Below are 26,490 nucleotides of genomic sequence, written 5' to 3'. Positions count from 1 at the left end.
GGAGATCGGCAAAACGCGCGCTCCTTACTCTATTCGCAACCTACAAGATGGGCGAGAGCCAACCACGAATCGATCTTTCCCCTTGAGGGGGAGATGTCCGGTAGGACAGAGGGGGGTAACCCACCCACAGTTTCCCAACACGGGGAGCACCCCCACCCATGAAAGCCTTCGCAACCCTCCTAGACCGCCTCGTCCTAACGCCCTCGCGCAACGGCAAGCTCAAACTCCTGACCGACTACTTTCGCGACACTCCAGACCCCGACCGCGGCTACGGCCTTGCCGCCATTGCAGGCACGCTCGATCTCAAAAGCGTCAAGCCAGCTATGCTGCGCGAGCTGGTGCTGGAACGCATGGACGACGTGCTGTTCCGCTATTCCTATGATTACGTCGGCGATCTGGCCGAGACGATCTCGCTTGTCTGGGACACCAGCCAGAATGCCAACCCGCCGGAGGTCCAAGATCCCGGTCTTGGCGAAATCGTCGATCTGATGAACTCGCTGGGCCGAACGGAGGTGCGCTCTGCCGTGCGCGATCTCCTCGATCGGCTGGAAACCTCGTCGCGCTTTGCCTTCCTCAAGCTCGTCACCGGCGGCCTGCGCATCGGCGTGTCCGCCCGGCTGGCCCGTCAGGCGCTTGCGGATTTCGGCGGGCGGGATATTACCGAGATCGAAACGCTCTGGCATGGTCTGGAACCGCCCTATGAGCCCTTGTTTGCATGGCTGGAGGGTAAGACAGAGCGGCCCGTCATCGCCACGCCCGCCATCTTCCACTCCGTCATGCTGTCCACGCCAGTGGGCGATAATGACCTCCAAAACCTTGACCCGCAGGACTTCATTGCGGAGTGGAAGTGGGATGGCATCCGTGTGCAGCTGTCCCGCTCGGGCGAGACACGAAAGCTCTATTCCCGCTCTGGCGACGATATTTCCGGCGCATTTCCAGACGTTCTCGACAGGATCAACTTCGAAGGCGTTGTCGATGGGGAACTGCTGATCGGCGGCACGGCGCGCTCCAACATTGCGACCCGCACCTTTTCCGATCTCCAGCAGCGCCTGAACCGCAAGACCGTGACCGGCAAGATGCTGGAAGAATACCCCGCTTTCATCCGCGCCTATGACCTTCTGTTCGAGGGCGATCAGGACATTCGCGGCGAGGTCTTTCTCAAGCGCCGGGAAAAGCTCACCCATCTCATCGAAAACGCCCCGCATGACAGGTTCGATATCTCGCCGCTGGTGCCCTTCGAAAGCTGGGACGAGTTGGAAATCCTGCGCAAGGCGCCGCCTGATCCCGTCATCGAAGGCGTCATGATCAAGCGCAAGGACAGCATTTATCAGGCGGGTCGCGCCAAGGGGCCTTGGTTCAAATGGAAGCGCGATCCCTTTAACATCGATGCCGTCATGATGTACGCCCAGCGCGGCCACGGCAAACGCTCCAGCTATTATTCCGATTTCACCTTCGGCGTCTGGTCGGACAATGAAGGAGCCGAACAACTGGTGCCGGTCGGCAAGGCCTATTTCGGCTTTACCGATGCCGAACTGGAGGTGCTGGATAAGTTCGTGCGCGACAACACGGTGGAACGCTTCGGCCCCGTCCGCGCCGTCCGCGCCACCCCAAGTTTCGGTTTTGTGCTGGAAGTCGCCTTCGAGGGCATAAATCGCTCCAACCGCCACAAATCCGGCGTCGCCATGCGCTTTCCTCGCATCGCAAGATTGCGTGCGGATAAGCTGCCATCGGAAGCGGATCGCCTATCGACCCTGATGGCGATGATTGATGAGAAGTCCGGATAGGATTTGTCTGCTTTCGCAAAACAGTGAGTGGACAATTCAATCTTGTAGTGATGAAATTAATCCGCGCTTAACGCAATCTCGGGTCCTCGCAAATGGCAGAAAAACATTTATCTTTTTTCGGCACTGTCTCGCAACACACCCTGACACGGCGCACTCTTCTGGCGGGAGCCGCGGGGCTTTCTGCTGCGGCCCTGCTGCCGTCACATAGTCGTGCCAACCTCGTCATGCCCGAGGTTCTGCCGCTCGCGACCGAAGATTACGCCGATGCGCGTCAGCAGTTTCATACCCATTTGCTGAAAAAGATCGCCGCGCCTGAGAAGTCCACGCCGCTGGGCACTCCGCCGGGTGCGACGCGTGTGACCTATCCGGGTGGGCCGAATGGGTCCATCGAACTGGTGGCGTGGCTTTCGCAATATGAGCCGTCCAAAAAGCTGAAGCCCGCCGTGCTGTTTCTCCATGGCGGCAACGCCACCGGTGACGGGCATTGGGCGCTGATGAAGCCTTATTGGGAAGCGGGCTTTGTGGTTTTGCTGCCGTCCTTCCGTGGTGAAAACGGCCAGCAGGGCAATTATTCCGGCTTTTACGACGAAACATCAGACGCATTGGCGGCGGCATCTTATCTGGAAAACCTGCCGGGGATCGATCAGGATAGGCTGTTTCTCGCGGGCCATTCCAATGGCGGCACACTGTCGCTGCTGGCATCGATGACACGCAAATTCCGGGCGTCTGTGCCGATTTCAGCAGGCGTCAATTCCTGGCGGTATTTCAACCGCTACTCTGACGAGATTTGCTTTGACGGCAGCAACGAGCAGGAATTCGTCATGCGCTCGTCCGTGTGTTTCGGACCGAGCCTGAAATGTCCTACATTTCTGCTGCGCGGTACGGAAGAACGTCCCTTCGATGCCGACCACAAGCTCCTGATAGAACGCGTGCGGTTTGCCGGCATAAAGATCGATCACGCGCTTTTGCCGGGCAACCACAATGGTGTCGTGCCGGGTGCCGTGGTGGAAAGCATTCGTTTCTTCGATCAGTTCACCTAACATCGCCTTTAACTGGATATGGCTCCAGCTTCGCGCCAGCCGGGCCGGGCATTGTCGTGGAAACGATGCCTCCCTCTTAAAGCGGTTCCATGACAGTACCCTTGAAAACCTGCCGTCGCCTTGTGTCCTTTGCGGTGCTTGCGCTGATGCCGCTGTTGAGCGGCTGCCTGTTCGTGACCGATACCAGTCGCATGAACCCGGATGTGTTTGTGCAGGAAACGGCGCCTGTCTTCAATTACAACAATGTCGGCTCCATACCACGTCCACCGCTTCCGCCGACGCCTGGCTCGATCAACAGCCGCCCGCCCGATCTCTTCCGCTCGCAGTTCCAGCAGCTTTACGGTCCACCATCCACGGCCCGTCCGACGGGTTCAGGCCTGTCGCCCGCTTACAGCAGTGCCCAGACGGTTGGATACGGTCTGCCGGTGTCCAACCCATTGCACCGGGTGATGTATGACCAGATCAGCGATGACGGTCACACGCTGCCGGCCATTCCCTATTCCCGCGTCGATCCCCGCTTTCTGCGTCAGGACGTGAGCTACCAGACACAGGAAGCGCCGGGTACGATCGTCGTCGATACCAAGCAGCATTTCCTCTATTTGGTGCAGCCCGGCGGTAAGGCCGTGCGGTATGGCGTAGGTCTCGGTCGCGATGGTTATGCCTGGGCCGGTCGCGGCAAGATACAATGGAAGGCCAAGTGGCCACGCTGGACGCCACCCGATGAGATGGTGCAGCGACAACCGGAGTTGGCGTCGATTTCCGCTGCCAATGGCGGCATGGTTCCCGGTCTCAACAATCCGCTCGGTGCCCGGGCGCTTTACATTTTTAAGGACGGCAAGGACACGCTGTACCGCGTCCACGGCACGCCGGACTGGCAGTCTGTGGGCAAGGCGACATCGTCCGGTTGCGTGCGCATGCTCAATCAGGATGTCATCGATCTCTTCGACCGCGTACCGCAGGGTGCGCCGATTGTGGTTATCTGATCACGCAAGGCAAGAATGCTCTCGCAAACGGGCCATGTTGTGGTCGGGCAACTGGTCTTTAGGGATGTATTAACTACTATACCAATACCTGATTAGTCGTGGAACAAACGATGTACAGCGAGATTGTAGGATGGTTCCGCAGCCCCGCGCAACATCCGCCTAGTCGCTTCGATGTGAGAAAAAACGGCCTTATGATGAGCACCGACACAGATCTATCCAGACGTACCTTCCTTTCCCTTCTTGGCCTTTCCTCTGCATCGCTTCTGGCGGGCTGCGCGTCTTCCGGCGTCCGTCCCTATAGCAGCGTGCAGCCGGGCAGCCTTGCCGGCAATATCGCAGGCGATTTCCGCTCGATGTTTGCAGGCGGCATCTCCGATGCCGAGCTTGCCGTCATGTATGGCACGGTTGAAGATGGCGGCTTTGTCATCCCCGCCATTCCCTATCAGAAAATCGACCGCCGCTATTATCGCCAGCGCGTTGTCGATCCGACCGGCGAGCCAGCCGGCACGATCGTCGTCGATACGCGCTCGCGCTTCCTCTATGTCGTCGAGCCCGGCGGTTCCGCCATGCGCTACGGCGTCGGCATCGGCCGTGAAGGTTTCGCATGGTCGGGCGAGGGCGTGATCCAGTGGCGTCAAAAGTGGCCGAAGTGGACCCCACCAGACGAAATGGTCGCCCGCCAGCCGGAACTGACCAAATTCTCCTCCAAGAACGGCGGCATGCCACCGGGCCTTAAAAACCCGCTCGGTGCCCGCGCGCTCTACATCTTCCAGAACGGCAAGGACACGCTCTACCGTCTGCACGGTTCGCCGGAGTGGAACTCCATCGGCAAGGCCGTGTCTTCCGGCTGCGTGCGCCTGATGAACCAGGACATCATCGACCTCTACGACCGCGTGCCGAACAAGGCACGGGTTGTTGTTTGGCAGTAATAATTCAATCTTTTTATGGATGATGGAGCCCGTGGGACGGAAAATCCTGCGGGCTTATTTTTTCTACTGGAAATACCTGAGAAGCAATTTTAGATTGTGTTTATCGATCTGATTTTGCCATGGGGTATCATATTGGTCAACGTACCGAAAATCCAAGCGTCACAGCAGCCATCGGCGCAAATGAATGTTGTCGTCAGCAAGCAGAAGTGGGTTGCTTATGCGCTCCACTTGTTAGGTGGTGGCGGCTGTTTTGGTCTTCATCGGTTTTATTTGGGCTTCACGCGTTCGGCAAAAATCCAATTGGTGCTCGGTGTCGTCAGTTTGCTTTTGCCTTTTATCATTGGGCCCGACGTTCTGACGAAGGCACCTTTTCTAGCAACGCTTGTTTGGTATGTCGTTGACCTTTTCCTGATCCCCGGAATGGTCCGTGCTGCCAACAACCGAACGCCTGGGCTTCGCACTCCCTAAGCGCTACGCTCATTCCTTCACCAAATTTTCCTTCAGCGCATTCAACCGATCCCGCAACTGCCCCAGCTCATCCAAACTACACCCCGTTGCCTCACCAATCGAGCGCATGACGTTCGCGGCCTTCTTTTTCAGGTCCGCACCCTCTGGTGTCAGCGCAATCAGCACCTGACGCTCATCCACCGTGCCGCGTTTGCGAGTAATGAGGCCCGCCTGTTCCAGCCGTTTCAACAGCGGGGAGAGTGTGCCTGAGTCCAGCCCCAGCATTTCGCCCAGCACTTTGACGGTCGCCGTTTGCTTTTCCCACAGCGCCATCATGACGAGATATTGCGGGTAGGTTAGACCCAGCGGCTCCAGCAGCGGTTTATAGGCGCGGTTGAACGCATGTGCTGCGCCGTACAGCGCAAAGCAGATTTGCAGGTCCAGCCTCAAAAGGCCTTCCATCGTTCCATCGTCCATCGTGGGGGCGTCCATTATGTGGGCTCCAAATGCGGCTGCGTAGGGAACAATTTATCCCGTCACTCGGTTCCTGCCCCATGCAACAAGCAATGCAATCTCCTCTCCACCTATCGCAGAAAGAGAAATCATTCTCAATGTGCAAAATTATATTGCGCACAATTTAATTGTGAGCTATATGAATATCAACATCACGCAAAAGGAGCAGTGACATGGCAATTCTCTACACCACCAAGGCAAGTGCAACAGGCGGCCGCGCCGGTAATGCCAAATCGGAAGATGGCGTTCTCGACGTCAAGCTGACGGTGCCGAAGGAACTGGGTGGCGACGGTGCAACGGGCACAAACCCCGAGCAGCTCTTTGCCGCTGGCTATTCCGCCTGCTTCCTCGGCGCGTTGAAGAACGTCGCTGGCAAGGAAAAGGTAAAGATTCCAGAAGACACGACTGTGACAGCCAGCGTCGGCGTTGGTCCGCGCGATGACGGCACCGGTTTCGGCATCGACGTGTCGCTCTCCGTCAACATTCCAGGCCTCGATAAGGCAACGGCAGAAGATCTGGTCAAGAAGGCGCATATCGTTTGCCCTTACTCCCACGCTCTTCGCACCTCCACAGAGGTTCCTGTTTCCGTAGCGTAACCTCGTCCCCCGCGATTTTACGACACGGCAAGGGCTGGCTTAAACGCCAGCCCTTCTTGCTTTCAGAAAGAAATTTGCTATATTCTTTCCAAGGAAAGGATATGCGTATGAATATCCAGGTCAAACCAGCGGTCGATCCGGCACAGCAGGGCAGGGTCGTCACAAAGGCTGTAGTTTCTGCCGCAGAGCGCCTAGGCCTGAATGCCGCCCGCCTTGCCGATGTGCTGGGCGTATCAGCCCCCACCGTCTCGCGCATGAAGCGGCTCGATTTCGTTTTGGAGCCCGGCAGCAAGGCTTTCGAACTCGCCGTTCTGCTCATCCGCGTCTTCCGCTCGCTCGACGCCATTGTCGGTGGTGATGAAGCGGTGGCACGCGCATGGATGCGAAACCACAACGAGACGCTTGCCGCCGTACCGGCAGAAAAACTCATAACCATTACCGGATTGCTCGATGTCCTTGCCTATCTGGACGCCAGACGCGCTCCAATCTGAAAAGCGCAAAGTTTTAGGCCTTTATTGGCGGCTGGTGGAGGCGCAGCACCAGGTTTCCACCATGAAGCTTGTCGATACGGTCGATGAGCAGTCTCTGCTGGAAGATATACTGGAAGGCAGCAAGCGCCGCTTTCCACCTGAGTGTGCGGGGCTCGATTATCTCCTCGCCACACCCTTCCGCTATGATGCCGCCTATCCCTATGGTTCGCGCTTCCGTCGGGCAGGGTGGACCAAGGGCGTCTATTATGCTGCCGCAAGCGTGGAAACGGCGCTGGCCGAAATGGCCTTCTATCGCCTGCTGTTTTACTCAGAATCCCCCGCTACGCCTTTGCCCGCCAATGCGGCTGAGTACACCGCCTTTTCCGCCGAAATCGCTACCCCATCGGCAATCGATCTGACCACGCCGCCTCTCGCGAGCGACAAGGCGCTATGGACGCACCCCACGGATTACGAAGCGTGCCAGACGCTGGCCGATACGGCGCGCACGGCGGAGATCGAGGCCATCCTCTATCAGTCGGTGCGCGATCCCGAGGGTGGGCTGAACATCGCGCTTCTCACGCCGCGTGGCTTTGCCCGCAAGCAGCCGGTGGAGCGGGTGAGTTGGCGCATCCGCCTTGCGAAAACCGGCATACAGGCGCTGTGCGAATTCCCCATGCGGCGCATTGGGTTTGCGGTAGAGGATTTTGCGGGAGACCCGCGTATTGCGGCGTTATTGCGGGGGTAGGGTGCCTACCCCAAATCCACAAGGTCCCGCCTCAACCGGTCCGCATCGCCGCTTCCAATCTGCGCTTCCACTTCGCCATGCGTCCGCGTCCAGATGGGAACGGCGGAGGCCAGCACCGCCAATCCTTCCGGCGTGAGCTTCAACCGCTTGCCGCGCTTGTCCCTCGGGTCAGGCTCGATGGACAGCAGCCCGCGCTTTTCCAAGGGCTTCAGCGCCGCCGTCAGTGTCGTGCGGTCCATCGCAAGCAGGTTCGCCACCGGCCCCATGGGCGGCGGTTCTGGGCGGTTCAGTGACATCAGCAGCGAAAATTGCCCATTCGTCAGCCCCACCGGCTTTAGTGCCATGTCGAAACGGCGCGCCAGGGCACGGGCGGCGCGCTGGGCGTGCAGGCACAGACACGTATCGCGCACCAGAAGCGTCGTTGAAAAAGGAATCACCAGTGTATTTGACATGGGTGATATATGTTGATATCAACGTAAATAGTCAAGCAAAATCGTTTAGCCGGTTGGGGCAGGGCGTCAGCCAAACCAAACCGCGCAGCGAGTGTTGCTTGTGCAGCAGTAAGATCGAAGGAGGATGAGATCATGCCGCATGCTGTCGTTTCCAAAGAGGAGTGGCTGGAGGCCCGCAAGGCGCTTCTGGCGCAGGAGAAGGAACTCACCCGTGCCCGTGACCGGTTGAACGAGGCCCGCCGCGCTCTGCCATGGGAGCCGGTGACGAAGGAGTACATTTTCGACACCCCTTCCGGCCCGAAATCGCTGGGCGAGCTGTTCGGCACGTGCAGCCAGCTTATCGTCTACCACTTCATGCTGGCCCCGGATTGGGAGGAAGGCTGCGTCGGCTGCTCCTTCTTTGCAGACCATGTCGATGGGGCAATGGCGCATTTGAAAGCGGGCGATGCCGCCTTCGTCGCTGCGTCCCGCGCGCCTCTGGACAAGATCGAGGCTTACAAGGCGCGAATGGGATGGAAATTCCCTTGGGTGTCATCGCAGGGCAGCGATTTCAATTATGATTATCAAGCCTCGTTCCGCGAAGAGGACGTCGCGTCCGGCACCATCACCTACAATTACACAGACATGCCCGCCATGGGCGACCTGAAGGACCTGCATGGCACAAGTGTCTTTGCGAAAGACGAGGATGGCAAGGTCTTCCACACCTATTCCACCTATGCCCGCGGTGCCGAGCAAACGCTGGCGACTCTGATGCTGCTCGACCTCGTGCCCAAGGGCCGCAATGAGGAGGGCACCATGGACTGGGTGCGCCGTCACGACCAGTATGAGGATGCGCCGAAGGCCGCCAGCTGTTGCCACTAGACTCCAAGGGAGGAGAGACCAATGGAAAGCGCAAAGCCGCAGAAGGAACACGTCTTTCTGGAGCGCCTTGTCGGCGATTGGGAGATGGTGTCCAGCACGGGCTATGAGGACTACGATCCCGACGATTCCGAACGGCGTTTCACCGAAACCATCCGCTCCGTCGGCGGGCTCTGGATCGTCAGCGATGGCAGGGGCAAGATGCCGGATGGAACGCCGATGGAAGCGATCATCACGCTGGGGTTCGACCCCGCCAAAGACCATTATGTCGGCTCGTGGATCGGCTCGATGATGACGACGCTCTGGGTCTACAAGGGCTGGCTCGAGGCCGATGGCAAGACGCTGGTGCTGGAAGCGCAGGGCCCGAAATTCGATGGCAGCGGCGAGATCGCCACCTATCATGATGTCATGACGTTGCACGATGATAACAGCCGCACCTTCTCCGGCAGAGTGTTGCAGCCGGATGGACGTTTCAAACAATTCATGTCGTCGGAATTCCGCCGCGTATAGAAAGGGAGCAAAGCAAATGTCCGATACCCATGGAAAATTCATCTGGGCGGAATTGATGACGCCGGACAAGGATAGCGCAGGCCGCTTTTACAGCCACGTCGTCGGCTGGGACCTCAAGGATTTCGGCTCACCGGAGATGGGCTACAAGATTTTCGAGGCCAACGGCATCGGCGTCGGTGGCATGATGAAACTGACCGACGAGCACAAAGGCGAGGGCATTCCGCCAAACTGGACGCGCTATGTCGCCGTCGATGATGTGGATGCCACGGCAAAACGCTTCGAGGAAAAAGGCGGCAAGATCATGCGCCCGCCGAGCGATATCCCCGAAATCGGCCGCTTCGCCGTGGTGACGGACCCATCGGGTGCGGTGCTGTGCATCATGAAACCCCTGCCCATGGACAGTGGCGGCTTTCCCGAGGACAGCCACACTTTGACCGGCCATGTCGGCTGGAACGAGCTTTTCACCGATGATGTCGATAGCGCCATGGAATTCTACGGCGATGTCTTCGGCTGGACCAAGGACCATGATTTCGACATGGGCGAGATGGGACCATACCGCATGTTCGCCCACAACGGCAAAACCCTCGGCGGCATCATGAAGCGCCCACCCCAGGTGCCCGTCTGCCACTGGGGCTATTACTTCAACGTCAATGGCATCGACGACGCCATCACCCGCGTCAGCACCGGCGGCGGCAAGGTCGTCAACGGCCCGATGCCCGTGCCGGGCGACACCTGGATCGTCAACTGCCAGGACCCGCAGGGTGCGTATTTCTCGCTGGTTTCGCTGCGGAAGTAGCTTTGTACTTGTGGGCTTGGTGTCAAAGTCTTTGACGTCCGATAAGAGCGACCGCACCCACATTCGGTGCGGTCGATGGCGGAAATCAAGACCTCGTTCGCTCAGTTAAAAGTCAAGCTCTCCCGCAACCATCATCTTGCATAGTTTCTAAGCTGTGCCTGTTCTACACGGCCTAAGGTGACTTCGCCTCTCGCTGAAACGTCGATTGGAGCTCGGCGGTTAATGATGGTGTTATCGATGAACCGATTTTTGATCGCTACCCAATCTCTTCCACTGGGTGAAGGCCGTATTGTACTGAACATGAGAGGAAACGATGTGTCGGAAGGTGATGACACGCCTTCGGTCGTTGGAAAAAGAATTGGCCTGAAGCTGCGGTTTTTAACCGCACCAATTCCTTTGGGCAAATACTCGTCCCATATCCGCAGACTTTCCTTTTCTCCGGTATCGCCGCAAATATCGCGCAGCCGCGCCTCGCCAATGTTTCGATATGCGCCGTAGAAACCGATCAGGTTCGAAACTAGATCCTCTCCGCTAAAGCCGGAGTTCGTCGCCAGTGAAAAAGGAAAGCTTGCCTGCATGTGTTCGAACGTACGTGACGCTGCCATGAAAATTCCGAGAGCAGCGCTTTCTTTCTGTTGCGGTGAGAGCCCTTTGCGAACCACCCAGTGAGCAACGGTTGAAACCTTTATCCCCATGCCTCCCATTTCCTGGCCGTAAACAACAACAAAAGCGGGCTTTCCCTCCAATCGTATGTCCAGCCGTTTGAGAGATGTCGAGTTGGCTTCCTCCTGGTCCATCTGGCCTTTGAGCGCTCGTGCACTCTCTGGACGCGCATGTCCCCAATCAATCCAGCCGCATCGACGCGTATAGCTCAGTCTTCGCCAGCCGCGTCCATTTGCCAAAATATCTTTACGTTCAGTCATGTAGCCTCCGCCTCAAAAGCCTATCGCACGGGTTTCAATCATGAGCTTGCAATTGCTTTCGCAAGAGATTTTCGCGTAAACGCTGACGCTTTCACCGTTGTACCGTCCTGTGCATACAAGGTCTGGCTCCGACTCAAGAAAATCTTTTGCAGGTGAGGACAGCCCCAACTCCGAACACCTTGTCTTTACAGAGGTAATTGTAGCGTTGCTTCCAGATTTCAGGGTGATTTCCTGATAGGCGGTTTCTGGCATGGGGCCATCGGGCGGCTCCACATCGATGGCGCCGGTGGAAAGTGCGTCAATATTGCCAGACGATACAATTTTTGTGAGAACTTCGGCGCTGGTTCCAGCGCGTTTTATGTTCCAGCTCTGCTGCGCTGATGCGACATTGGTGCCAAGCAATGAGCAGATCACCAGCCCAGTGAAAGTCAACGTACGGCGCAGGTTCATATTCATCAACATTCCAAATCCCGTGAAAAGCCAAAACAGATCACATGTAATGCGTATGCCAAAGGTAGAAAATTTAGGGCAATTTAAAGGCAGTTATCGCTTTGGTTGATTTATAGTGTGGTCCAGAGTGTCTGAAAACGGCTGCTCCCCCACCCTTTGGTAGCCGCACATGATCGATAAAAACCCGCGAAGCTGGGGCAATAGCGTTCCAGCATGGCACAACTGCCCATGCTCGATATAGGGGCGAAAGGTTTCTTACATTCCGAAGGTGATGCCGGCGCCTGCGCAGGCGAGCTTGATCATCAGTTGCATGTCGTTACGGGTTTTACGGCGGATGGTGAGTTCGTGAATGATGTGCTGTATCACGGGGGAATGATTTTTTATCGGGAGTTAGAAGCGCTCCCTCCGGCATCCCGTACTTGATACGGGATCCAGTGCGATCAAGTCTTTGATCGCAAGAGACTCTTTCTGCCGCGTAGACGCGCGGCAACTGGACCCCGGCTAAAGGCCGGGGTGAAGGAGGAAGGAGAGGCCCTACCGCCGCAAACTCCCCAAAATACCCCGCACCAATGCACGCCCCACCGAGCTCGCCACAGTGCGCGCCGCACTCTTCATCGCTGCCTCGATCACCGTTTCGCGCTGATAGCCGCCGCCAACCTTGCGTTTCGTGCCGGTGGTGGAGGCCTGTGTCGGCGCCTCGTCGCCAAAGCCGGGCAGCTTCCAGCGGCTGGCGGCAGCGTCCGGTTGGTTTGCCTGTTCCTCAGTGGCACGCTTCGCCGCTTCCGCATCGGCAGCTTTTTGCGCGCGGGCGGCGAGCAGTTCGAAGGCGGATTCGCGGTCCAGGTCGGTGTCGTAGATACCGGCTACGGGGCTGGTGCTCATGATGCTGCGGCGCTCGTCATCGCTGACGGGGCCGACGCGGCCGGATGGCGGGCGAACAAGCGTGCGCTCCACAATGGAGGGCGCGCCCTTGTCGCCCAGCGTCGAAACCAGCGCTTCGCCGGTGCCAAGCGTGGTGATGGCATCTGCCGTGCTGAAGGCCGGGTTCTGGCGGAATGTGTCGGCGGCGGTCTTCACCGCCTTCTGCTCGCGCGGCGTATAGGCGCGCAGCGCGTGTTGCACACGGTTGCCCAGCTGCGCCAGCACGGTTTCCGGCACGTCCAGCGGGTTCTGCGTGACGAAATAAACGCCCACGCCCTTGGAGCGGATGAGGCGGACGACCTGCTCCACGCGCTCCACCAGCACACGCGGTGCATCGTTGAACAGCAGATGCGCCTCGTCGAAGAAAAAGACGAGCTTCGGCTTGGCGGGATCGCCCACCTCCGGCAGTTCCTCGAAGAGTTCCGAGAGCATCCACAGCAGGAACGTGCCGTAAAGGCGCGGGTTCATCATCAGCTTGTCGGCGGCCAAAACCGAGATCGTGCCGCGACCATCGCTGGTGGTGCGCATGATATCGGAAATCTTCAGCGCCGGTTCGCCGAAGAAATGTTCGGCTCCCTGTTGCTCCAGCACCAGCAGCCCACGTTGCAGCGAACCGACGGAGGACTTGGAAATCAGGCCGAACTGGTTGGAAAGCTCCGACGCATGTTCACCCATATAGTTCAGCAGCGCCTGCAAATCCTTGAGATCCAGCAGCGGCAACCCGCCCTGATCGGCGATCTTGAAGGCGATGTTCAGCACGCCTTCCTGCGCCTCGGACGCATCCATGAGACGCGCCAGCAGAAGCGGCCCCATTTCGGCGATTGTTGCGCGCACGCGGTGACCTTTTTCACCGTAGAGATCCCAGAAAATCACCGGAAACTGCTCGAAGGCAAGGTCGGTAAAGCCGATCTGCTCGGCGCGTTTCGTCACCCAGTCCTTGCCCTCACCCTTGACGGCTATGCCTGAGAGGTCGCCCTTCACGTCGGCACAGAACACCGGCACGCCCGCCTTGGCAAATCCTTCGGCCAGCACCTGAAGCGACACGGTTTTGCCCGTGCCCGTCGCGCCGGTAATGAGACCGTGGCGGTTGCCGAAGCGCAGATCGAGATATTCGCCCTTGTTGAGGCTATCGTCGGCGTTGCGGCTCGTGCCGATGTAGAGCTTTCCATCCTGCAACATCAGGCCATTTCCTCCGGTCAGCGGGCATGGGTGCCCTTTATCCAATCTTTGCAATATTCTTATATGAACTGGCTGCGGGCTCAACAACTGTTTGATAAGGTTGTCGAAGCAGGGCCGCAAACTTCGCGGCGGCACCATTTCCCACCTTGTGTCCAAACTTCAGTTGTTTTACGTTGACGTTAACGTCATTTATTCGTTTTCAGGAGGAAACTATGAGCGAAATCGTTACCCAGGTTGCCGATAAGGTTGGTATCGAACACGACAAGGCCGAAAAGGCTTTGGGCATGATGCTGGGCTTTCTTCAGCGCGAAGCGGATGACGCACCCGTCGCCAAGATGATCGAAGCCATTCCCGGCGCGCCGGATCTGGTTGCCCGTTTCAACGGCGAAGGCCAGGGCGGCGGCGGTTTGCTGGGTGGCCTGATGAGCGCCATCGGCGGCGGCGGCATCATGGGTCTGGGCCAGCAACTGATGAGCCAGGGCCTCGGCATGAGCGAAATTTCCGCGCTGGCCAAGGAAACCATCGCCATCGCCCGCCAGCATGCAGGCGACGAAACCGTGGATCAGGTCATCGCATCGGTTCCGGGCCTCAGCCAGTTCGCCTGATCGCTGATTTCAAACTGTCGGGCGCGGAGGGTGTTCGCTGAACGCCTTGCGCGCCTTTTCTATGTCCGCATGGTGCGTTTCCGCCCAAATCCACACGCCGCAAAACGCACTGCCGAGGCTTCTGCCCAGCGTGGTCAGGCTGTAATCCACATGCGGAGGAATGACGGGGTGGATGACGCGGTTCACCAGACCGTCGCATTCCATCTGTCGCAGGGTTTTCGTCAACATTTTCTGGCTGATGCCTCTGACATGATGGCCGATCTGCGTGAAGCGCAGCGTGCCGTGCTCTTCCAGAGCCTCCAGAATGAGCATCGTCCACTTGTCCGCCACTTTGGCGATGATGTCGCGCACCAGCGCTTCGATCACCGGATCGGTCTCGGCAGGCGGTGGTGATTTTCGTTTCTCTTCGATGATCTCATCGGCCAGATACCTTTTCATCCAGACACTCTCCTTCGGGTGAGTATAAATCTTTTGGGTGCCTACTACCCATTGGAGATCAATCTACCTACGTTTTGTCCCAGTAACAAGGAAGGGCACTCCCATGAACGTCACAGGCAACACCATCCTCATCACCGGCGGCGGCTCTGGCATTGGCCGGGCGCTGGCGGAATCTTTCCATACTCTGGGCAATCAGGTCATCATCTCCGGCCGACGCGCCGAGGTCTTGCAGGAGGTCGCCAAGGCCAATCCGGGCATGGCATGGGCCACGATGGATGCGGCGGATGCCGACGGTATCAGAGCTTTCGCCGATAAGCTCATCGCAGATCATCCCGGCCTCAACGCTGTCATCAACAATGCCGGCATCATGAAGAACGAGGATATCAAGGCGGCACCCGATTATCTCGATGTGGCCGAAGAAACCATCACCACCAATCTTCTCGCCCCCATCCGCCTGACAGCGGCGCTGCTGCCGCATTTCCTGACGAAGCCGAAGGCTGCAGTCCTGACCGTTTCATCCGGTCTAGCCTTCGTGCCCATGGTGGCCACACCGACCTACACTGCCACGAAATTCGCCATCCACGGATATTCCATGGCCATTCGCGAACAGCTCAAGGGCACGTCCGTCGATGTCATCGAAATCATCCCGCCCTACGTGCAGACGACGCTTCAGGGCGACCACCAGGCCACCGACGAACGCGCCATGCCGCTGGATGCCTATATCTCGGAGGTGATGGACATTCTGACCAACCAGCCGGAAGCAACGGAAGTGGTGGTGGAGCGCTGCAAGCCGCTGCGCTTTGCGGCACAGAACGGCAATTTCGATCAGGTGTTTGCGATGGTGAATGGGATGCATTCTTGAGGTTGTGAGGGGACGAATAGGTCGCTCCCCTCTCTGGATGTCATCCTCGGGCTTGTCCCGAGGTTCCAATCACGTATCCAAATTTGCAACGTGGCAGATGCTCGGGACAGGCCCGAGCATGACGAAAAGCGGGCGTTTCAAACCGGATCAACCCGTTGACTGAGTTCGCATTTTGCTACTGCAAACCTACTTATCCCACTCCGGTGCCAGATGGCCCGGATTGACGATCCGCCCATCGGCCTTCGCCAGCGCAAAGATCGCCTGCATCTCGTCCCTGGATAGCTCGAAATCGAAAATATCGTAGTTTTCCTTCAACCGGCTTTCTGTCGCCGTCTTGGACAGCGCGATAACATCCGGCTGCTGCACGGCCCAGCGTAGCGCAACCTGTGCTGCGGTCTTGCCGTGTGTTGCGCCGATGTCCTTTAGCACCGCATCGTGTGGCACTTTGCCGTCTGCCATCAGATAATAGGCGGTGATCGAAACGCCGTTTTTGCGGGCGGCTTCGATGACTTTCGTCTGATCGAGATAGGGGTGATATTCGATCTAGTTGTTGGCAATCGGGGCATCGGAAAGTTTTACGGCCTCTTCCGTCAGCGCGACATTGAAGTTGGAAATCCCGATGTTGCGGACTTTGCCAGCCTTGTGCACTTCGTTTAGCGCGCCGATGCGCTCTGCCAGCGGCACATCACTCTTTGGCCAGTGCAGCAGCAGAAGATCGACATAATCGGTCTTCAGTTTTTTCAGGCTTTCGTCGACGGACTTGATGAAATCGGCGTGCTTGTATTGGTCGACCCAGACCTTGGTGGTCAGGAAAATATCGCCGCGCGCAATACCGGAATTGGCGATGACTTCACCGACCGATGCTTCGTTCTTGTAGATCTGTGCGGTATCGACATGACGAAAGCCGAGCTTCAAAGCCTGCGGCAAAATGCGGTGGACATCGTCATCGGGCATGCGGAATGTGCCGAAGCCTAGAGCAGGAATGTTTGCGCCATTGGCGTTCACTGTGTGCATGATTTTTCTCCGTTTTGGGAGTGGGCCCGCGTCGTAGCGGGGCAGGAATGTCATAGGGATAAGTGTGTCGTCTGCGGTTTTGTTCAAGCCGCTGGCACAAGATTCGCCAAATGACAGTCGCGCGCACCGCGCAAAAGCGTGAGTTTCCAAGACCACAGCCGGGTCCATGCAAGATGCGGGCACAAGGCCCGCATCATCGTTTGATCGAAAGACAGGAGTTTATCAGCTGGTCAAACGCGGCGATGTAATGATGCGCTTGAACAGGGCAGCCATGGCGTCGCTGATGCCTTCCGTCGGGCTGACTTCGAAGTAGAGGCCAGGGGAGGCGCATTCCTGCATGCGGGTGCTGATCTGAGACTGGAACGGGTTGATCCAGGTGTTGTACCAGTTGTCGTCAGGCAACGGCAGATAGGTGGTGTAGAGCACCGCTATTCTGTAGCCCTTGACCTTCAATGCTGTACAGAATGTCGTGTCGATCGGCTCCTGGCAGCGCCCGCCATTGAGCTTCTTGGTGCAGCCGACAGGCTTTCGGCTGTCACCGACACCATCCGACACGAAAAACACGACCTTGTCCGGCAAGGCAGAGCTTGTGCCGCTGCCGGCAACGCCCATTTTCGTACCAAGTTGCGTCAACGTCTTGTCGAAATCCGTCAGTTCGCTTTCTTCGGATTTTTTCGACAGCGCCGACATCAGGTCGATAGCCGCAGCCTTCTTTTTTGCCGAGGCAAGATCGGTCGTCAAAGGCACGACTTCCAGCAGTTTGGTATCCTGTGCCTTCTCGCCGAATGTGTAGACCGCCATGCGATACTGATTGCTGACTTTGCGCAGGTCGGTTGCCGTGTCCATCAGCGCTGCCGTTGCCTGCGCAACCACGTTGATGCGCGTGGTCACGCCGAGTTTCTTGGCCAGGTGATAATAGCTGTTGGGGTCATCGACACCGTCCTTGTTCACCACATGACAGGCGAAGGCGCATTTGTCCTTGGTGTTGTCCACCATCATCTTCACGTCTGCCGGTGTCGCGCCAACACCCATGGAGGGCGTGTTATCCAGCAGCAGGTAGAAATCGCTATAGGTCTCTGTCTCGTATTTCGCCGTTGCCATGCCCGATACAGTCACGAACTCCTTGCCGATGATCCGCGTCAGCGATGTCTGGACGGTAGCCTGAAAGGTCACCGATGCCTGTACGACATTGCCGACCTTCTCGACAAAAACGCCGACGGAGTCCACGTCGAAATCGTCACGGCCAACTGCATCGCTTTGAAAGAAATTCAGCGCGTCGTTATTGGCGATCTCTATTTTGCCGTTGCCCACCATTTTTCGGGCTGCCTCGACCTCTTTCGATGCCTTCGCAACAGAGGCCAGCACGGCGGCATCCGCTGCGTTCTGTAGGTCTGCCTTCACCGCCAGCGCCTGGCTGATATCGAGTGCAACACCCGCTGTCCCAAAAATCGGGACGACCATCAGCGCGGTCAAAATACCGAAATTGCCTGATTTTTCTCGCCAAAAATGTCGCACGTCTAAACCCCAGCATCTGAATATGCTGAAATCATACGCGTGCAAGATTGAAGACTGGTTTCGACAGATAACTAATATCTGGTGAAGTTATTGCTTCAATCTATTGTAATCGATGCGTTATCCGGCGCCGTTAAGGTTTCGCAGGAGCACCTATTCTCGCGCTAACCTTTGACCGCCACAATGAACAACCGTGGAAAACGCAGCAACCGCCGCCCGTCTGCCATGGGTGGATAGGCGGCGTCGATGCGGGACAGGTAGTCTGCAAGAAACGCTGCGCGGTTCTCTGCGCCCGCCGCCTCCAGATAGGGTCGGAGCCCGGTGCCCTTGACCCATTCGACGATGGCTTGCGCAGTCTGCATGGGGTGATTGTAGATGCTGTGCCACACATCGACGCGGGCTGATTTCGGGGAAAGCCTGTCGATATAGGTTGCGGGATAGGCGAGAGGTCGGCGGCGCAGCTTGCTGCCTTCGAACGCCGCCTTCCACGGCCCGGCAGCGCCGGTTTCTTCCATGGCAAGATGCGTCGGCTCATCCAGATTATCCGGCATCTGCACAGCCAGAACGCCGCCTGGCTTCAGGTGATCCATCAGCGCTTCCAGGATGTCGATATGGTCGGGTAACCATTGGAAAACAGCATTGGCATAGAAAAGATCGGCCTTTTGCTTGGGCCGCCATGTGGCCAGATCCACCTGCTGAAACTGGGTGTTGCGCAACCGCAGGCGCGCCTTTTCCAGCATGTCTGCATCACTGTCCACACCGGTGATGACGTTGACGCCGTAGCGTTCGGCCAGAAGCTCGGTGGAGTTGCCGGGGCCGCAACCCAGATCGTAACCCGCCGTCAAACGATCCAACGGCACCTGCGCCAGGAGGTCGCGGGCAGGGCGGGTGCGTTCGTCTTCGAATTTCAGATATTGTTGCGCGGACCAGGCCATATCGCACTCCTTCGTGACCTTAAATATCGCATGGCGACAGGTTGCGAGCCAGACGCTGACGCATCAAAAAACGTGATGGGTTGATCGATGCCGTTGCAGCATTGCGCAATAAAATCCCATCAAGGGAATGGTTTTCCGTAACTTTCCATCAAATCCCCGAATGGACCGATTTTGGTCTTGACGTCAAAGGCGAGGAGGCATTCATTCCCGGCCAACGCACAAGGAGAATGTCATGTCCGTCGATACAGCACCCCGCTCCCCCACCTGGACCTATGTCGATGGTCAGTGGCTACCCGGTAACCCGCCGCTGATCGGGCCGACATCGCACGCCATGTGGCTGGCCTCCACCGTGTTCGATGGTGCCCGTTCGTTCAACGGCCTGGCACCGGATCTGGATTTGCACTGCCAGCGCGTCAACCGCTCTGCCATCAATATGGGTCTGAAGCCCACCATGACGCCGGAAGACATCGAGCAACTGGCGCTTGAAGGCGTCACCAAGTTCGACGGCAACACGGCCATCTACATCAAACCGATGTATTGGGCAGAACACGGCGCGCCCGGCAGCGTCGTGGCACCCGATCCCGACTCCACCCGCTTTGCGCTGTGCCTGTTCGAAGCGCCGATGGATGCGGGCGCGCCCGTCACGCTCACCGTCTCATCGCTGCGCCGCCCTTCGCCGGAAACGGCCATGACCGACGCCAAGGCCGGTAGCCTCTACCCCAATAGTGGCCGCGCCATTGTGGAAGCCCGTTCGCGCGGGTTCAGCGGCGCGCTGATGCTGGACATGAACGGCAATGTCGCCGAGACATCCTCGGCCAACGTCTTCATGGTCAAGGACGGCGTGGTCTTCACGCCGGTCCCAAACCGTACCTTCCTCGCTGGCATCACCCGTTCCCGTGTCATGGGCCTGTTGCGCCAGGCAGGCTTCGACGTGCGCGAGGCAACGTTGTCGGTGCAGGATTTCCGCGAGGCGGACGAGATTTTCTGCTCGGGCAATTATTCCAAGGTCTCTCCGGTGACCAAGCTGGATGACCGGGAATTGCAGGCTGGTCCGGTCGCGCGCAAGGCACTGGATTTGTATATGGAATGGGCGGCGGGTTCCGGTGTCGAGGCGGAGTGAGGGGTTCCGCCCCTCGCTCCAACCTCTCAACCCTGCACCAAAACCCCGCGCGCCATATCCACCACCGCCTGCGTCAACGGCTTCAACCTCTCTGCCGCCAGCCGGTTCACCTGCCAGTACAGCGGAATATCCAGCGGCGTCTCCGGCATCAGTTCCACGAGACGGCCAGCGGCCAGGGGATCGCGCACCAGGATATCGGGGTTCATGCCCCAGCCGATGCCAAGCAACGCCGCATCCACAAAACTCTGCGTGGAGGGAAGCCAGTGGGTGGGGTGGACGACGGGTGCACCGAAGACTTTTGAGACCCAGACGTGTTGCAGCCGGTCTTTCTGGTTGAAGGTCAACGCCGGTGCCTGTGAAAGCCGCGCCTCCGTGACGCCACCGGCAAAATGTCGGGCCATGAACTGCGGACTGGCCGTGGCGCGGTAACGCAGGGACCCGAGCGATGTAACGCGGCACCCCTGCACTGGCTTGTCCAGACTGGTCACGGCCGCCAGAACCCGGCCGCGCTGGAGCCAATCTGCGGTATGATCCTGATCGTCCACGGCGATATTCATGAGATAATCCCCGTTGGCCGCAAACCCTGAGACGGCATTCAAAAACCAGGTGCCAAGACTGTCGGCATTGGTGGCAATGTGCAGTGTGACGCGCTGGCCCGGCTCGTCGGGTGCGATAAGCGCGGGCAACTGGCCGAAAAGCTCCGTCTCCAGCATGCCCACATGCTCCATATGACGGCAGACCCATTCGCCTTTTTCAGTGGCGGTGCACGGATTGCCGCGCAGGATCAGCACCGTCCCGAGCCGCTCTTCCAGTTGCTTCACCCGCTGCGAGATCGCGGAGGGTGTTACATGCAGGGCCAGTGCCGCCTTTTCGAAACTGCCGGTTTGCACGACAAAAGAAACCGCGCGAAGTGCTGCATAATCGAGCATTAAGTTAGCCTGCCTTAATCAACATAAGAAACCTTAACTGGATTAACCCAGGCGGTCCTTTTATTCAAAGCCTGAAACAAGGACAGGCTGATGGATTTTTCCACCTATATGACGGGCTTGACGATGGGTCTGACGCTGATCGTCGCCATAGGCGCGCAAAATGCCTTCGTGCTACGGCAGGGTTTGCGGGGCGAGCATGTGTTTGCTGTCGTGCTCGCCTGCGCCGTGTCGGATGCGATCCTGATCACGGTTGGCGTGACGGCCTTTCGCCAGATCGCCGCCGTCCTGCCGACATTGGAGCCCGCCATGCGCTATGCCGGTGCGGCCTTTCTGTTCTGGTATGGCGCAAAAAGCCTGCAATCGGCACTGGGCGCATCCAACGTGCTTGTCGCCGCATCAGGGACGATCACGTCTCTCGGCTCGACACTCGCCACCTGCCTTGCGCTGACATGGCTCAACCCGCATGTCTATCTGGACACGGTTGTCTTGCTCGGTACCATCTCCACCCAGTTTTCGGGCTCGGAAAAGGCCTTCTGGGCAGGTGCCGTCACCTCATCCTTCCTGTTCTTCTTCTGCCTCGGTTATGGGGCGCGCTGGCTGCGTCCGGTCTTTTCCAATCCCCAAGCGTGGCGGGTGCTCGAAGGCGTCATCGCGCTCACCATGTGGCTGATCGCCATCAAACTGTTGACCGGCGGCTGAGAGGGTGATTTCGATTTGAAATCAGGCACTGAGCATGCACAGTGTTGCGACCCGTATTCAGGACATCGACATGCATTCCCAGCCCAAATCCGCCGTCACCATCCGTCCCTGCGAAGAGAGCGATATTGCCGCCATTACCGAAATTTATCGCCACGCGGTGCTGCATGGCACGGCCAGTTTCGAGATCGAGCCACCATCTGTGGACACGATGATCGAGCGCAGACAGGCTCTTATTACGGGCGGCTTTCCCTATCTCGTGGCGGAAGTCGAGGGGACGGTTGCCGGTTATGCCTATGCCGGAGCCCACCGTGCACGCCCGGCCTATGGCGCGACGGTGGAGGATTCCATCTATGTCGATCCCGATCGAAAGGGCCTCGGCATCGGCAAGGCGCTGCTTTTGGCGCTGATCGATGAAGCGACCACACGCGGCTTTCGCCAGATGGTCGCAGTCGTCGGAGACGCCGACAACGCCGCCTCCATCGGTGTCCACCGCGCCGCCGGTTTCGAGATGGTCGGCACGCTGAAATCCGTCGGATGGAAACACGGACGCTGGCTGGACATCGTGCTGATGCAGCGTCCGCTCGGCGAGGCGGACACGACGCCGCGGTTTTGAAACGCCAAGATCATGGCGTGGTAGAGCCTGGCATCTCGACCTTGACCGTATCGCCGGAAAGTTCACCGCCGAGTTCTGCCGCCTTGGTCTTCTTGTCGTAAACGCAAATGTGGCTGACGGTCGTATCGGTGCCCTTCGCCTTGCCGGTTACAATGGCAAGCCCATAATGTTCGCTCCCAGTTGGATCAACCAGGGCCTTCGCGTCTGTTATCGCGCCTTTCGACGCAGCGAGGCATTTGGCCTGAACGTCTGCTGCAAATTCCTGCCATGCATCACCGGAGGATGCAGCGGCGGGTAAGGCAATGAGGCTGGCAAAAGATGCCGCCAGAAACTGTCGTCTCATGGTAATATCCCTGATCTATGATCCCTCGCAAAGCGAACGGATTTTCCTTAATCGGTACGCCAGCCTTGGGCTGAAAAGTGTTTTTCGAGGGGCATGAGAGGAATTTTCTCTTTTGCCGGAACATTTTGATATTTCACAGGTTGCCTCAGGAGACGTCCGCTCCTATGGTCCGCGCACAAGGTTTCTAGGAGCGGCAACGCCGCTGCAACAAGGAGTAACATCATGGCCTTTGAACTTCCCGCACTGCCTTACGATTACGATGCGCTGGCGCCTTATATGTCGCGTGAAACGCTTGAGCTGCACCACGACAAGCACCACAAGGCTTACGTAGACAACGGCAACAAGCTCGCGGCCGAAGCCGGTCTTGCGGATCTTTCGCTGGAAGAAGTGGTCAAGAAGTCCTTCGGCACCCATGCTGGCCTCTTCAACAACGCAGCCCAGCATTACAACCACGTTCATTTCTGGAAGTGGATGAAAAAGGACGGCGGCGGTAACAAGCTGCCGGGCAAGCTGGAACAGGCATTCGCGTCTGATCTGGGCGGCTACGACAAGTTCAAGACGGATTTCATCGCCGCTGGCACCACGCAGTTCGGTTCCGGCTGGGCATGGTTGTCCGTTAAGGACGGCAAGCTTGAAATTTCCAAGACGCCAAACGGCGAAAACCCGCTGGTTCATGGCGCGGAGCCGATCCTCGGCGTCGATGTTTGGGAACACTCCTATTATGTCGATTACAAGAACCTGCGTCCGAAGTACCTCGAAGCCTTCGTCGATAACCTCATCAACTGGGATTACGTTCTGGAGCGCTACGAAGCCGCTTCCAAGTAAGCTTCGCAGTCTGAACAATACGACACACCCGGCCTCAGTGCCGGGTGTTTTCGTTCTGTCATATGCGTGTCACTCACGCGTCCTATGCGGAGCATCATGACAGACACATCCGCACCGCTTTTCTCCTTCGGCATCGTTGCCGATCCGCAATATGCCGATAGCCCGGCGCGCCCGGAGATGGACCGTTATTATGCGGAAAGCCCGCGCAAGCTGGCGCAAGCCATCGATGTGTTCAATGCCCAAGACCTCGCTTTCGTTGTCACATTGGGCGATATCATCGACCACGGCTTTGAGAATTTCGATGCGATTCTCAGCTGCTACGACAAGCTGAGGCACCGCTCCATCCTGCTGGCGGGAAACCATGACTTTGCGGTCGCGCCTGAGCATCTCGGCACGATCCATGACCGTCTCGACATGCCGTCGCCCTGGTATGATTTTGCCATCGGCGGCTTTCGTTTCGTGGTGCTGGATGGCAGCGATGTCAGCCTGTTTGCGCCACCCGTGGACGATCCGCGTCGCGAACTGGCCATGCAGCGGCTTGCCGCGCTGAAAGAGGCAGGTGCCATCAACGCCCATGAATGGAATGGCTCATTCAGTGGCGAGCAAACGCACTGGCTCCGGCAAACGCTTGCCGCTGCGGATGCGGCGGACGAGACGGCGATCATCTTCTGCCATTACCCGCTCTACCCGCAAAACTCCCACGATATGTGGGATGCAGCGGAAACGCTGGAACTGCTGATGGCGCATAAATGCGCCAAGGCCTGGTTTTGCGGCCACAATCACAGAGGTAATTATGCTCAGTTGGGCCACACGCATCTCGTCAACTTCAAGGGCATGGTCGATACGCTCAGCGAAAACACCTTCGCGATTGCCGATCTCTATGAAGATCGCATCGATATCCGTGGCTTTGGCCGTGAAGACAGCCGCATATTGGTGCTTGAAACATCCGCAGACCAGCATCTGGCGGCTGCGGCGCAGCGCTAAAAGCAGACTGCGAAAGGCGACTTTATATCCCTGATTTCGCTCTGGAAATCACCGGAATGTGACTTCTTTTTGCCATGTCGAGCAGGCATCTTCTACGCGGTCGTTGAAGGTGTCGCAAAAGTGTGGCGCTGTTTTGCGATAAGCATGATGTGACGACACGAAGCATACACCCCGCTCGCGTGCGGACCCAGGAGAGAGATGATGAAGCTTAGAACCATTGCCGCTTCCATAATGATAGGCTGTCTGTGCGCCGGTGCGGTTTCCGCAGCCGGTGAGGTGGAAAAACGCGAAGGCCTGATGAAGGGCATTGGCGGTGCCATGGGCGCGCTGGGTGCCATCGCCAAGGGTGAAAAGCCCTATGATGCGGCCACCGTCAAAACTGCCGTGACGACCATCAGCGCCAACGCCAAGGCTTTCCCCGACCAGTTCCCGGCCGGTTCTGAAGGTGGCGCCGCATCTCCTGCCATCTGGCAGAACTTTGCAGACTTCAAGGCGAAGTCCGCAAAGCTCGGCACGGATGCCGACACGGTTCTGGCACAGTTGCCGACCGATCAGGCCAGCGTCGGTGCTGCCCTGAAAACGCTGGGTGCCGATTGCAGCAGCTGCCATCAGGCCTACCGCGTCAAGAAGTAATCCAGACCTCTGGTCCGCCGTGCATCTGGCGGGCCTTTTTTGACGATTTTTCAGAGAACGGAGACGGCGATGGCGTCCATCTGGGCAAAGCTGGCGGGTGGCGTTGTTGTTGCCGGCGTGGCCGGATTCGGCATTTTCATGTGGGTGACCGCACCGGAGCGCCAGCCGCCGAGCCACTGGGCCAATTTAGGCGAACCGAACCTTGCCAATGGCGAAACCCTGTTCTGGGCAGGCGGTTGCGCCAGTTGCCACGCGGCACCCGATGCCACGGGTGATGCGCTGAAGACGCTCTCCGGCGGGCAGGCGCTGCCCAGCCCTTTCGGCACTTTCCATATGCCCAACATCTCGCCTGATCCGCAACACGGCATCGGCAGCTGGACGGTGGCGCAATTCGGCGATGCCATGACCCGTGGTGTCGGCAAGGATGGCGAACATCTCTATCCGTCCTTCCCCTATGCGTCCTATGCGCGGATGACGCCGCAGGATATCAACGATCTCTTCGCCTATCTGAAAACGTTGCCCGCCAGCACAAATGATGCGCCGGGCCACGATCTGCCGTTTCCCTTCAACATTCGCCTCAGCCTCGGCGGCTGGAAGTTCCTGTACTTCGACAAGGGCCAACCGCGTGTCGAGCTTGCCAATGCGGGCGCGGATGTGGTGCGCGGGCAATATCTGGTGGAAGGCCCCGGCCATTGCGGCGAATGCCACACCCCGCGCGATGCGCTGGGTGGTTTTCTGAAAGGCCAGTGGCTGGCAGGCGGACCGAACCCGGAAGGCGAGGGCAAGATACCCGACATCCGTCCCGAATCCGCAACCATCGGCTCATGGACGCAAGCCGATATCGCCAACTACCTCGAAACCGGCTTCACGCCGGATTTCGACAGCGCTGGCGGCTCCATGGTCAAGGTGCAGCAGAACATGGCCCGCATCCCCGCCGAAGACCGCAATGCGATCGCGGCCTACCTCAAGGCGCTGCCATCTCCCTGATGGCCATTGACTCGGCGAAACTTCCGCCGGATAACAGATGTGTGATGGTCTTTCCGGGTTCGCCCGGAAAGTGAAAAGGGAACACGATAGAAGCGCAAAGCTTTGATTCGTGGCTGCCCCCGCAACTGTGAGCGGATAGCCTGAGAACGAAAAGCCACTGATCTGGCGCATCGACGCGAAATCGTCTTCGATTTCGTAAACTACGATGCGGATACAAAAGGATTGGGAAGGTGTTTTCAAGGTTACGACCCGCAAGCCAGGAGACCTGCCATCACGTGAAGTGTCGTCCAAACCGGCGGGGTGTCCGGAACAGCACGGTTGCGAGGTCTGATATTCCAGGCCTTAGGACCCTGTGTCTCTTTTCCCCGTGGTGAAATGTTGAATGCGGTCGTGTG

Annotated in this window: 30 protein-coding genes, 3 pseudogenes and 1 riboswitch; of the genes and pseudogenes, 21 read left to right on the top strand and 12 right to left on the bottom strand. The window is 58.2% G+C overall.

Translation table 11 applies throughout. The annotated features are described in order from the left end of the window. The first annotated feature begins 158 nt into the window (after positions 1-158). The 5 genes from RRU01S_RS15905 (at position 159) to RRU01S_RS15885 (ending at position 5,204) form a co-directional block, all read left to right on the top strand. Positions 159-1,784 carry a cisplatin damage response ATP-dependent DNA ligase gene (locus tag RRU01S_RS15905; protein WP_045231269.1) on the top strand — a complete coding sequence of 542 codons (1,626 nt, stop codon included), beginning with the start codon at positions 159-161 and terminating at the stop codon, positions 1,782-1,784. 92 nt (positions 1,785-1,876) lie between these two features. After that, entirely contained in the window at positions 1,877-2,824 is a 948-nt protein-coding gene (locus RRU01S_RS15900; protein WP_045231268.1) for an alpha/beta hydrolase family protein, read from the top strand. Between the two features lie 89 nt (positions 2,825-2,913). Next, positions 2,914-3,807 (top strand): L,D-transpeptidase, encoded by an 894-nt coding sequence (locus RRU01S_RS15895; RefSeq protein WP_045231267.1) that lies wholly within the window; start codon positions 2,914-2,916, stop codon positions 3,805-3,807. Positions 3,808-3,998: 191 nt separating this feature from the next. Beyond that, entirely contained in the window at positions 3,999-4,736 is a 738-nt protein-coding gene (locus RRU01S_RS15890) for a L,D-transpeptidase (RefSeq protein WP_045231266.1), read from the top strand. Between the two features lie 96 nt (positions 4,737-4,832). Then, positions 4,833-5,204: an NINE protein gene (locus tag RRU01S_RS15885; protein WP_244446088.1), complete on the top strand. Its 372-nt coding sequence runs from the start codon at positions 4,833-4,835 to the stop codon at positions 5,202-5,204. Between the two features lie 9 nt (positions 5,205-5,213). Here the strand turns inward: RRU01S_RS15885 and RRU01S_RS15880 are convergent, their stop codons facing one another. Continuing rightward, positions 5,214-5,675: a MarR family winged helix-turn-helix transcriptional regulator gene (locus RRU01S_RS15880; RefSeq protein WP_045231265.1), complete on the bottom strand. Its 462-nt coding sequence runs from the start codon at positions 5,673-5,675 to the stop codon at positions 5,214-5,216. Between the two features lie 194 nt (positions 5,676-5,869). Here RRU01S_RS15880 and RRU01S_RS15875 point away from each other — a divergent pair, with 194 nt between their 5' ends. The 3 genes from RRU01S_RS15875 (at position 5,870) to RRU01S_RS15865 (ending at position 7,507) form a co-directional block, all read left to right on the top strand. After that, entirely contained in the window at positions 5,870-6,292 is a 423-nt protein-coding gene (locus tag RRU01S_RS15875) for an organic hydroperoxide resistance protein (protein ID WP_045231264.1), read from the top strand. 107 nt (positions 6,293-6,399) lie between these two features. Beyond that, positions 6,400-6,783 carry an MbcA/ParS/Xre antitoxin family protein gene (locus RRU01S_RS15870; RefSeq protein ID WP_045231263.1) on the top strand — a complete coding sequence of 128 codons (384 nt, stop codon included), beginning with the start codon at positions 6,400-6,402 and terminating at the stop codon, positions 6,781-6,783. Beyond that, on the top strand, positions 6,743-7,507 hold the full coding sequence (locus tag RRU01S_RS15865) for an RES family NAD+ phosphorylase (protein WP_045231262.1): 765 nt from the start codon (positions 6,743-6,745) through the stop codon (positions 7,505-7,507). Before RRU01S_RS15870 ends, RRU01S_RS15865 begins: the two co-directional genes overlap by 41 nt. A 5-nt stretch (positions 7,508-7,512) precedes the next feature. Here RRU01S_RS15865 and RRU01S_RS15860 read toward each other — a convergent pair whose 3' ends face one another. Beyond that, positions 7,513-7,959 (bottom strand): MarR family winged helix-turn-helix transcriptional regulator, encoded by a 447-nt coding sequence (locus RRU01S_RS15860; RefSeq protein WP_045231261.1) that lies wholly within the window; start codon positions 7,957-7,959, stop codon positions 7,513-7,515. A gap of 132 nt (positions 7,960-8,091) precedes the next feature. On the opposite strand from RRU01S_RS15860, the gene RRU01S_RS15855 reads away from it, so the two are divergent. Genes RRU01S_RS15855 through RRU01S_RS15845 form a run of 3 tightly spaced genes read left to right on the top strand, consistent with a single transcriptional unit; the run spans position 8,092 to position 10,123 of the window. Further along, complete coding sequence (locus RRU01S_RS15855) at positions 8,092-8,820, top strand: DUF899 domain-containing protein (protein WP_045231260.1); 729 nt, start codon at positions 8,092-8,094, stop codon at positions 8,818-8,820. 21 nt (positions 8,821-8,841) lie between these two features. Beyond that, on the top strand, positions 8,842-9,327 hold the full coding sequence (locus RRU01S_RS15850) for a DUF1579 domain-containing protein (RefSeq protein ID WP_045231259.1): 486 nt from the start codon (positions 8,842-8,844) through the stop codon (positions 9,325-9,327). A gap of 16 nt (positions 9,328-9,343) precedes the next feature. Further along, on the top strand, positions 9,344-10,123 hold the full coding sequence (locus RRU01S_RS15845) for a VOC family protein (RefSeq protein WP_045231258.1): 780 nt from the start codon (positions 9,344-9,346) through the stop codon (positions 10,121-10,123). 131 nt (positions 10,124-10,254) lie between these two features. On the opposite strand, the gene RRU01S_RS25025 is transcribed toward RRU01S_RS15845, so the two are convergent. The 3 genes and pseudogenes from RRU01S_RS25025 to RRU01S_RS26485 all read right to left on the bottom strand — a co-directional run. Then, positions 10,255-11,046: a hypothetical protein gene (locus RRU01S_RS25025; RefSeq protein WP_052816090.1), complete on the bottom strand. Its 792-nt coding sequence runs from the start codon at positions 11,044-11,046 to the stop codon at positions 10,255-10,257. Positions 11,047-11,058: 12 nt separating this feature from the next. Then, complete coding sequence (locus RRU01S_RS15835; RefSeq protein ID WP_111840694.1) at positions 11,059-11,502, bottom strand: hypothetical protein; 444 nt, start codon at positions 11,500-11,502, stop codon at positions 11,059-11,061. Between the two features lie 170 nt (positions 11,503-11,672). Next, a pseudogene (locus tag RRU01S_RS26485) lies at positions 11,673-11,820 on the bottom strand (LysR family transcriptional regulator); the annotation flags it as partial. Here RRU01S_RS26485 and RRU01S_RS26765 point away from each other — a divergent pair. Continuing rightward, a pseudogene (locus tag RRU01S_RS26765) lies at positions 11,815-11,919 on the top strand (Atu4866 domain-containing protein); the annotation flags it as partial. The pseudogenes RRU01S_RS26485 and RRU01S_RS26765 sit on opposite strands and share 6 nt — an antisense overlap. A gap of 111 nt (positions 11,920-12,030) precedes the next feature. Here the strand turns inward: RRU01S_RS26765 and RRU01S_RS15825 are convergent. Beyond that, on the bottom strand, positions 12,031-13,596 hold the full coding sequence (locus RRU01S_RS15825; protein WP_045231255.1) for a helicase HerA-like C-terminal domain-containing protein: 1,566 nt from the start codon (positions 13,594-13,596) through the stop codon (positions 12,031-12,033). A 212-nt stretch (positions 13,597-13,808) separates the two neighbouring features. Between RRU01S_RS15825 and RRU01S_RS15820 the strand changes: the two genes are divergently transcribed. Beyond that, on the top strand, positions 13,809-14,201 hold the full coding sequence (locus tag RRU01S_RS15820; RefSeq protein WP_045231254.1) for a DUF937 domain-containing protein: 393 nt from the start codon (positions 13,809-13,811) through the stop codon (positions 14,199-14,201). A gap of 9 nt (positions 14,202-14,210) precedes the next feature. Here the strand turns inward: RRU01S_RS15820 and RRU01S_RS15815 are convergent, their stop codons facing one another. Then, complete coding sequence (locus RRU01S_RS15815; protein WP_045231253.1) at positions 14,211-14,639, bottom strand: winged helix-turn-helix transcriptional regulator; 429 nt, start codon at positions 14,637-14,639, stop codon at positions 14,211-14,213. Positions 14,640-14,742: 103 nt separating this feature from the next. Here RRU01S_RS15815 and RRU01S_RS15810 point away from each other — a divergent pair, with 103 nt between their 5' ends. Beyond that, positions 14,743-15,501, top strand: coding sequence for an SDR family oxidoreductase (locus RRU01S_RS15810; protein WP_045231252.1), 759 nt, complete (start codon positions 14,743-14,745; stop codon positions 15,499-15,501). A gap of 186 nt (positions 15,502-15,687) precedes the next feature. On the opposite strand, the pseudogene RRU01S_RS15805 reads toward RRU01S_RS15810, so the two are convergent. The 3 genes and pseudogenes from RRU01S_RS15805 to tam all read right to left on the bottom strand — a co-directional run bounded on the left by RRU01S_RS15805 (position 15,688) and on the right by tam (position 18,962). Continuing rightward, positions 15,688-16,515 (bottom strand): annotated as a pseudogene (locus RRU01S_RS15805) (aldo/keto reductase). Positions 16,516-16,737: 222 nt separating this feature from the next. Beyond that, the gene (locus RRU01S_RS15800) at positions 16,738-18,030 is read right to left on the bottom strand and encodes a TadE/TadG family type IV pilus assembly protein (protein ID WP_045231251.1); all 1,293 of its coding nucleotides are present in this window, start codon (positions 18,028-18,030) and stop codon (positions 16,738-16,740) included. A gap of 161 nt (positions 18,031-18,191) precedes the next feature. Beyond that, positions 18,192-18,962: a trans-aconitate 2-methyltransferase gene (tam, locus tag RRU01S_RS15795; RefSeq protein WP_045231250.1), complete on the bottom strand. Its 771-nt coding sequence runs from the start codon at positions 18,960-18,962 to the stop codon at positions 18,192-18,194. Positions 18,963-19,194: 232 nt separating this feature from the next. Here tam and RRU01S_RS15790 point away from each other — a divergent pair, with 232 nt between their 5' ends. Further along, positions 19,195-20,082: a branched-chain amino acid aminotransferase gene (locus RRU01S_RS15790; protein ID WP_045231249.1), complete on the top strand. Its 888-nt coding sequence runs from the start codon at positions 19,195-19,197 to the stop codon at positions 20,080-20,082. A gap of 26 nt (positions 20,083-20,108) precedes the next feature. Here RRU01S_RS15790 and RRU01S_RS15785 read toward each other — a convergent pair whose 3' ends face one another. Next, positions 20,109-21,011: a LysR family transcriptional regulator ArgP gene (locus RRU01S_RS15785; RefSeq protein ID WP_045231248.1), complete on the bottom strand. Its 903-nt coding sequence runs from the start codon at positions 21,009-21,011 to the stop codon at positions 20,109-20,111. Between the two features lie 90 nt (positions 21,012-21,101). On the opposite strand from RRU01S_RS15785, the gene RRU01S_RS15780 reads away from it, so the two are divergent. Together RRU01S_RS15780 and RRU01S_RS15775 are read left to right on the top strand one after the other, a co-directional pair. Next, positions 21,102-21,710: a LysE/ArgO family amino acid transporter gene (locus tag RRU01S_RS15780; protein WP_045231247.1), complete on the top strand. Its 609-nt coding sequence runs from the start codon at positions 21,102-21,104 to the stop codon at positions 21,708-21,710. A gap of 34 nt (positions 21,711-21,744) precedes the next feature. Next, complete coding sequence (locus RRU01S_RS15775; RefSeq protein WP_045231246.1) at positions 21,745-22,323, top strand: GNAT family N-acetyltransferase; 579 nt, start codon at positions 21,745-21,747, stop codon at positions 22,321-22,323. A gap of 10 nt (positions 22,324-22,333) precedes the next feature. Here RRU01S_RS15775 and RRU01S_RS15770 read toward each other — a convergent pair whose 3' ends face one another. Next, complete coding sequence (locus RRU01S_RS15770) at positions 22,334-22,666, bottom strand: hypothetical protein (RefSeq protein ID WP_045231245.1); 333 nt, start codon at positions 22,664-22,666, stop codon at positions 22,334-22,336. A gap of 222 nt (positions 22,667-22,888) precedes the next feature. Between RRU01S_RS15770 and RRU01S_RS15765 the strand changes: the two genes are divergently transcribed. The 4 genes from RRU01S_RS15765 (at position 22,889) to RRU01S_RS15750 (ending at position 26,095) form a co-directional block, all read left to right on the top strand. Beyond that, positions 22,889-23,491: a superoxide dismutase gene (locus RRU01S_RS15765; protein ID WP_045231244.1), complete on the top strand. Its 603-nt coding sequence runs from the start codon at positions 22,889-22,891 to the stop codon at positions 23,489-23,491. 96 nt (positions 23,492-23,587) lie between these two features. Continuing rightward, positions 23,588-24,475 (top strand): metallophosphoesterase, encoded by an 888-nt coding sequence (locus RRU01S_RS15760; protein ID WP_045231286.1) that lies wholly within the window; start codon positions 23,588-23,590, stop codon positions 24,473-24,475. A 201-nt stretch (positions 24,476-24,676) separates the two neighbouring features. Further along, positions 24,677-25,108: a c-type cytochrome gene (locus RRU01S_RS15755; protein WP_045231243.1), complete on the top strand. Its 432-nt coding sequence runs from the start codon at positions 24,677-24,679 to the stop codon at positions 25,106-25,108. 69 nt (positions 25,109-25,177) lie between these two features. Continuing rightward, the gene (locus tag RRU01S_RS15750) at positions 25,178-26,095 is read left to right on the top strand and encodes a cytochrome c (protein ID WP_045231242.1); all 918 of its coding nucleotides are present in this window, start codon (positions 25,178-25,180) and stop codon (positions 26,093-26,095) included. 28 nt (positions 26,096-26,123) lie between these two features. Beyond that, a riboswitch (cobalamin riboswitch) is annotated at positions 26,124-26,382 on the top strand. The last annotated feature ends 108 nt before the right edge of the window (positions 26,383-26,490 follow it).

Source organism: Agrobacterium rubi TR3 = NBRC 13261 (assembly GCF_000739935.1).
Classification (GTDB): Bacteria; Pseudomonadota; Alphaproteobacteria; order Rhizobiales; family Rhizobiaceae; genus Agrobacterium; species Agrobacterium rubi.
This window is presented reverse-complemented; position numbering and strand designations above follow the sequence as displayed.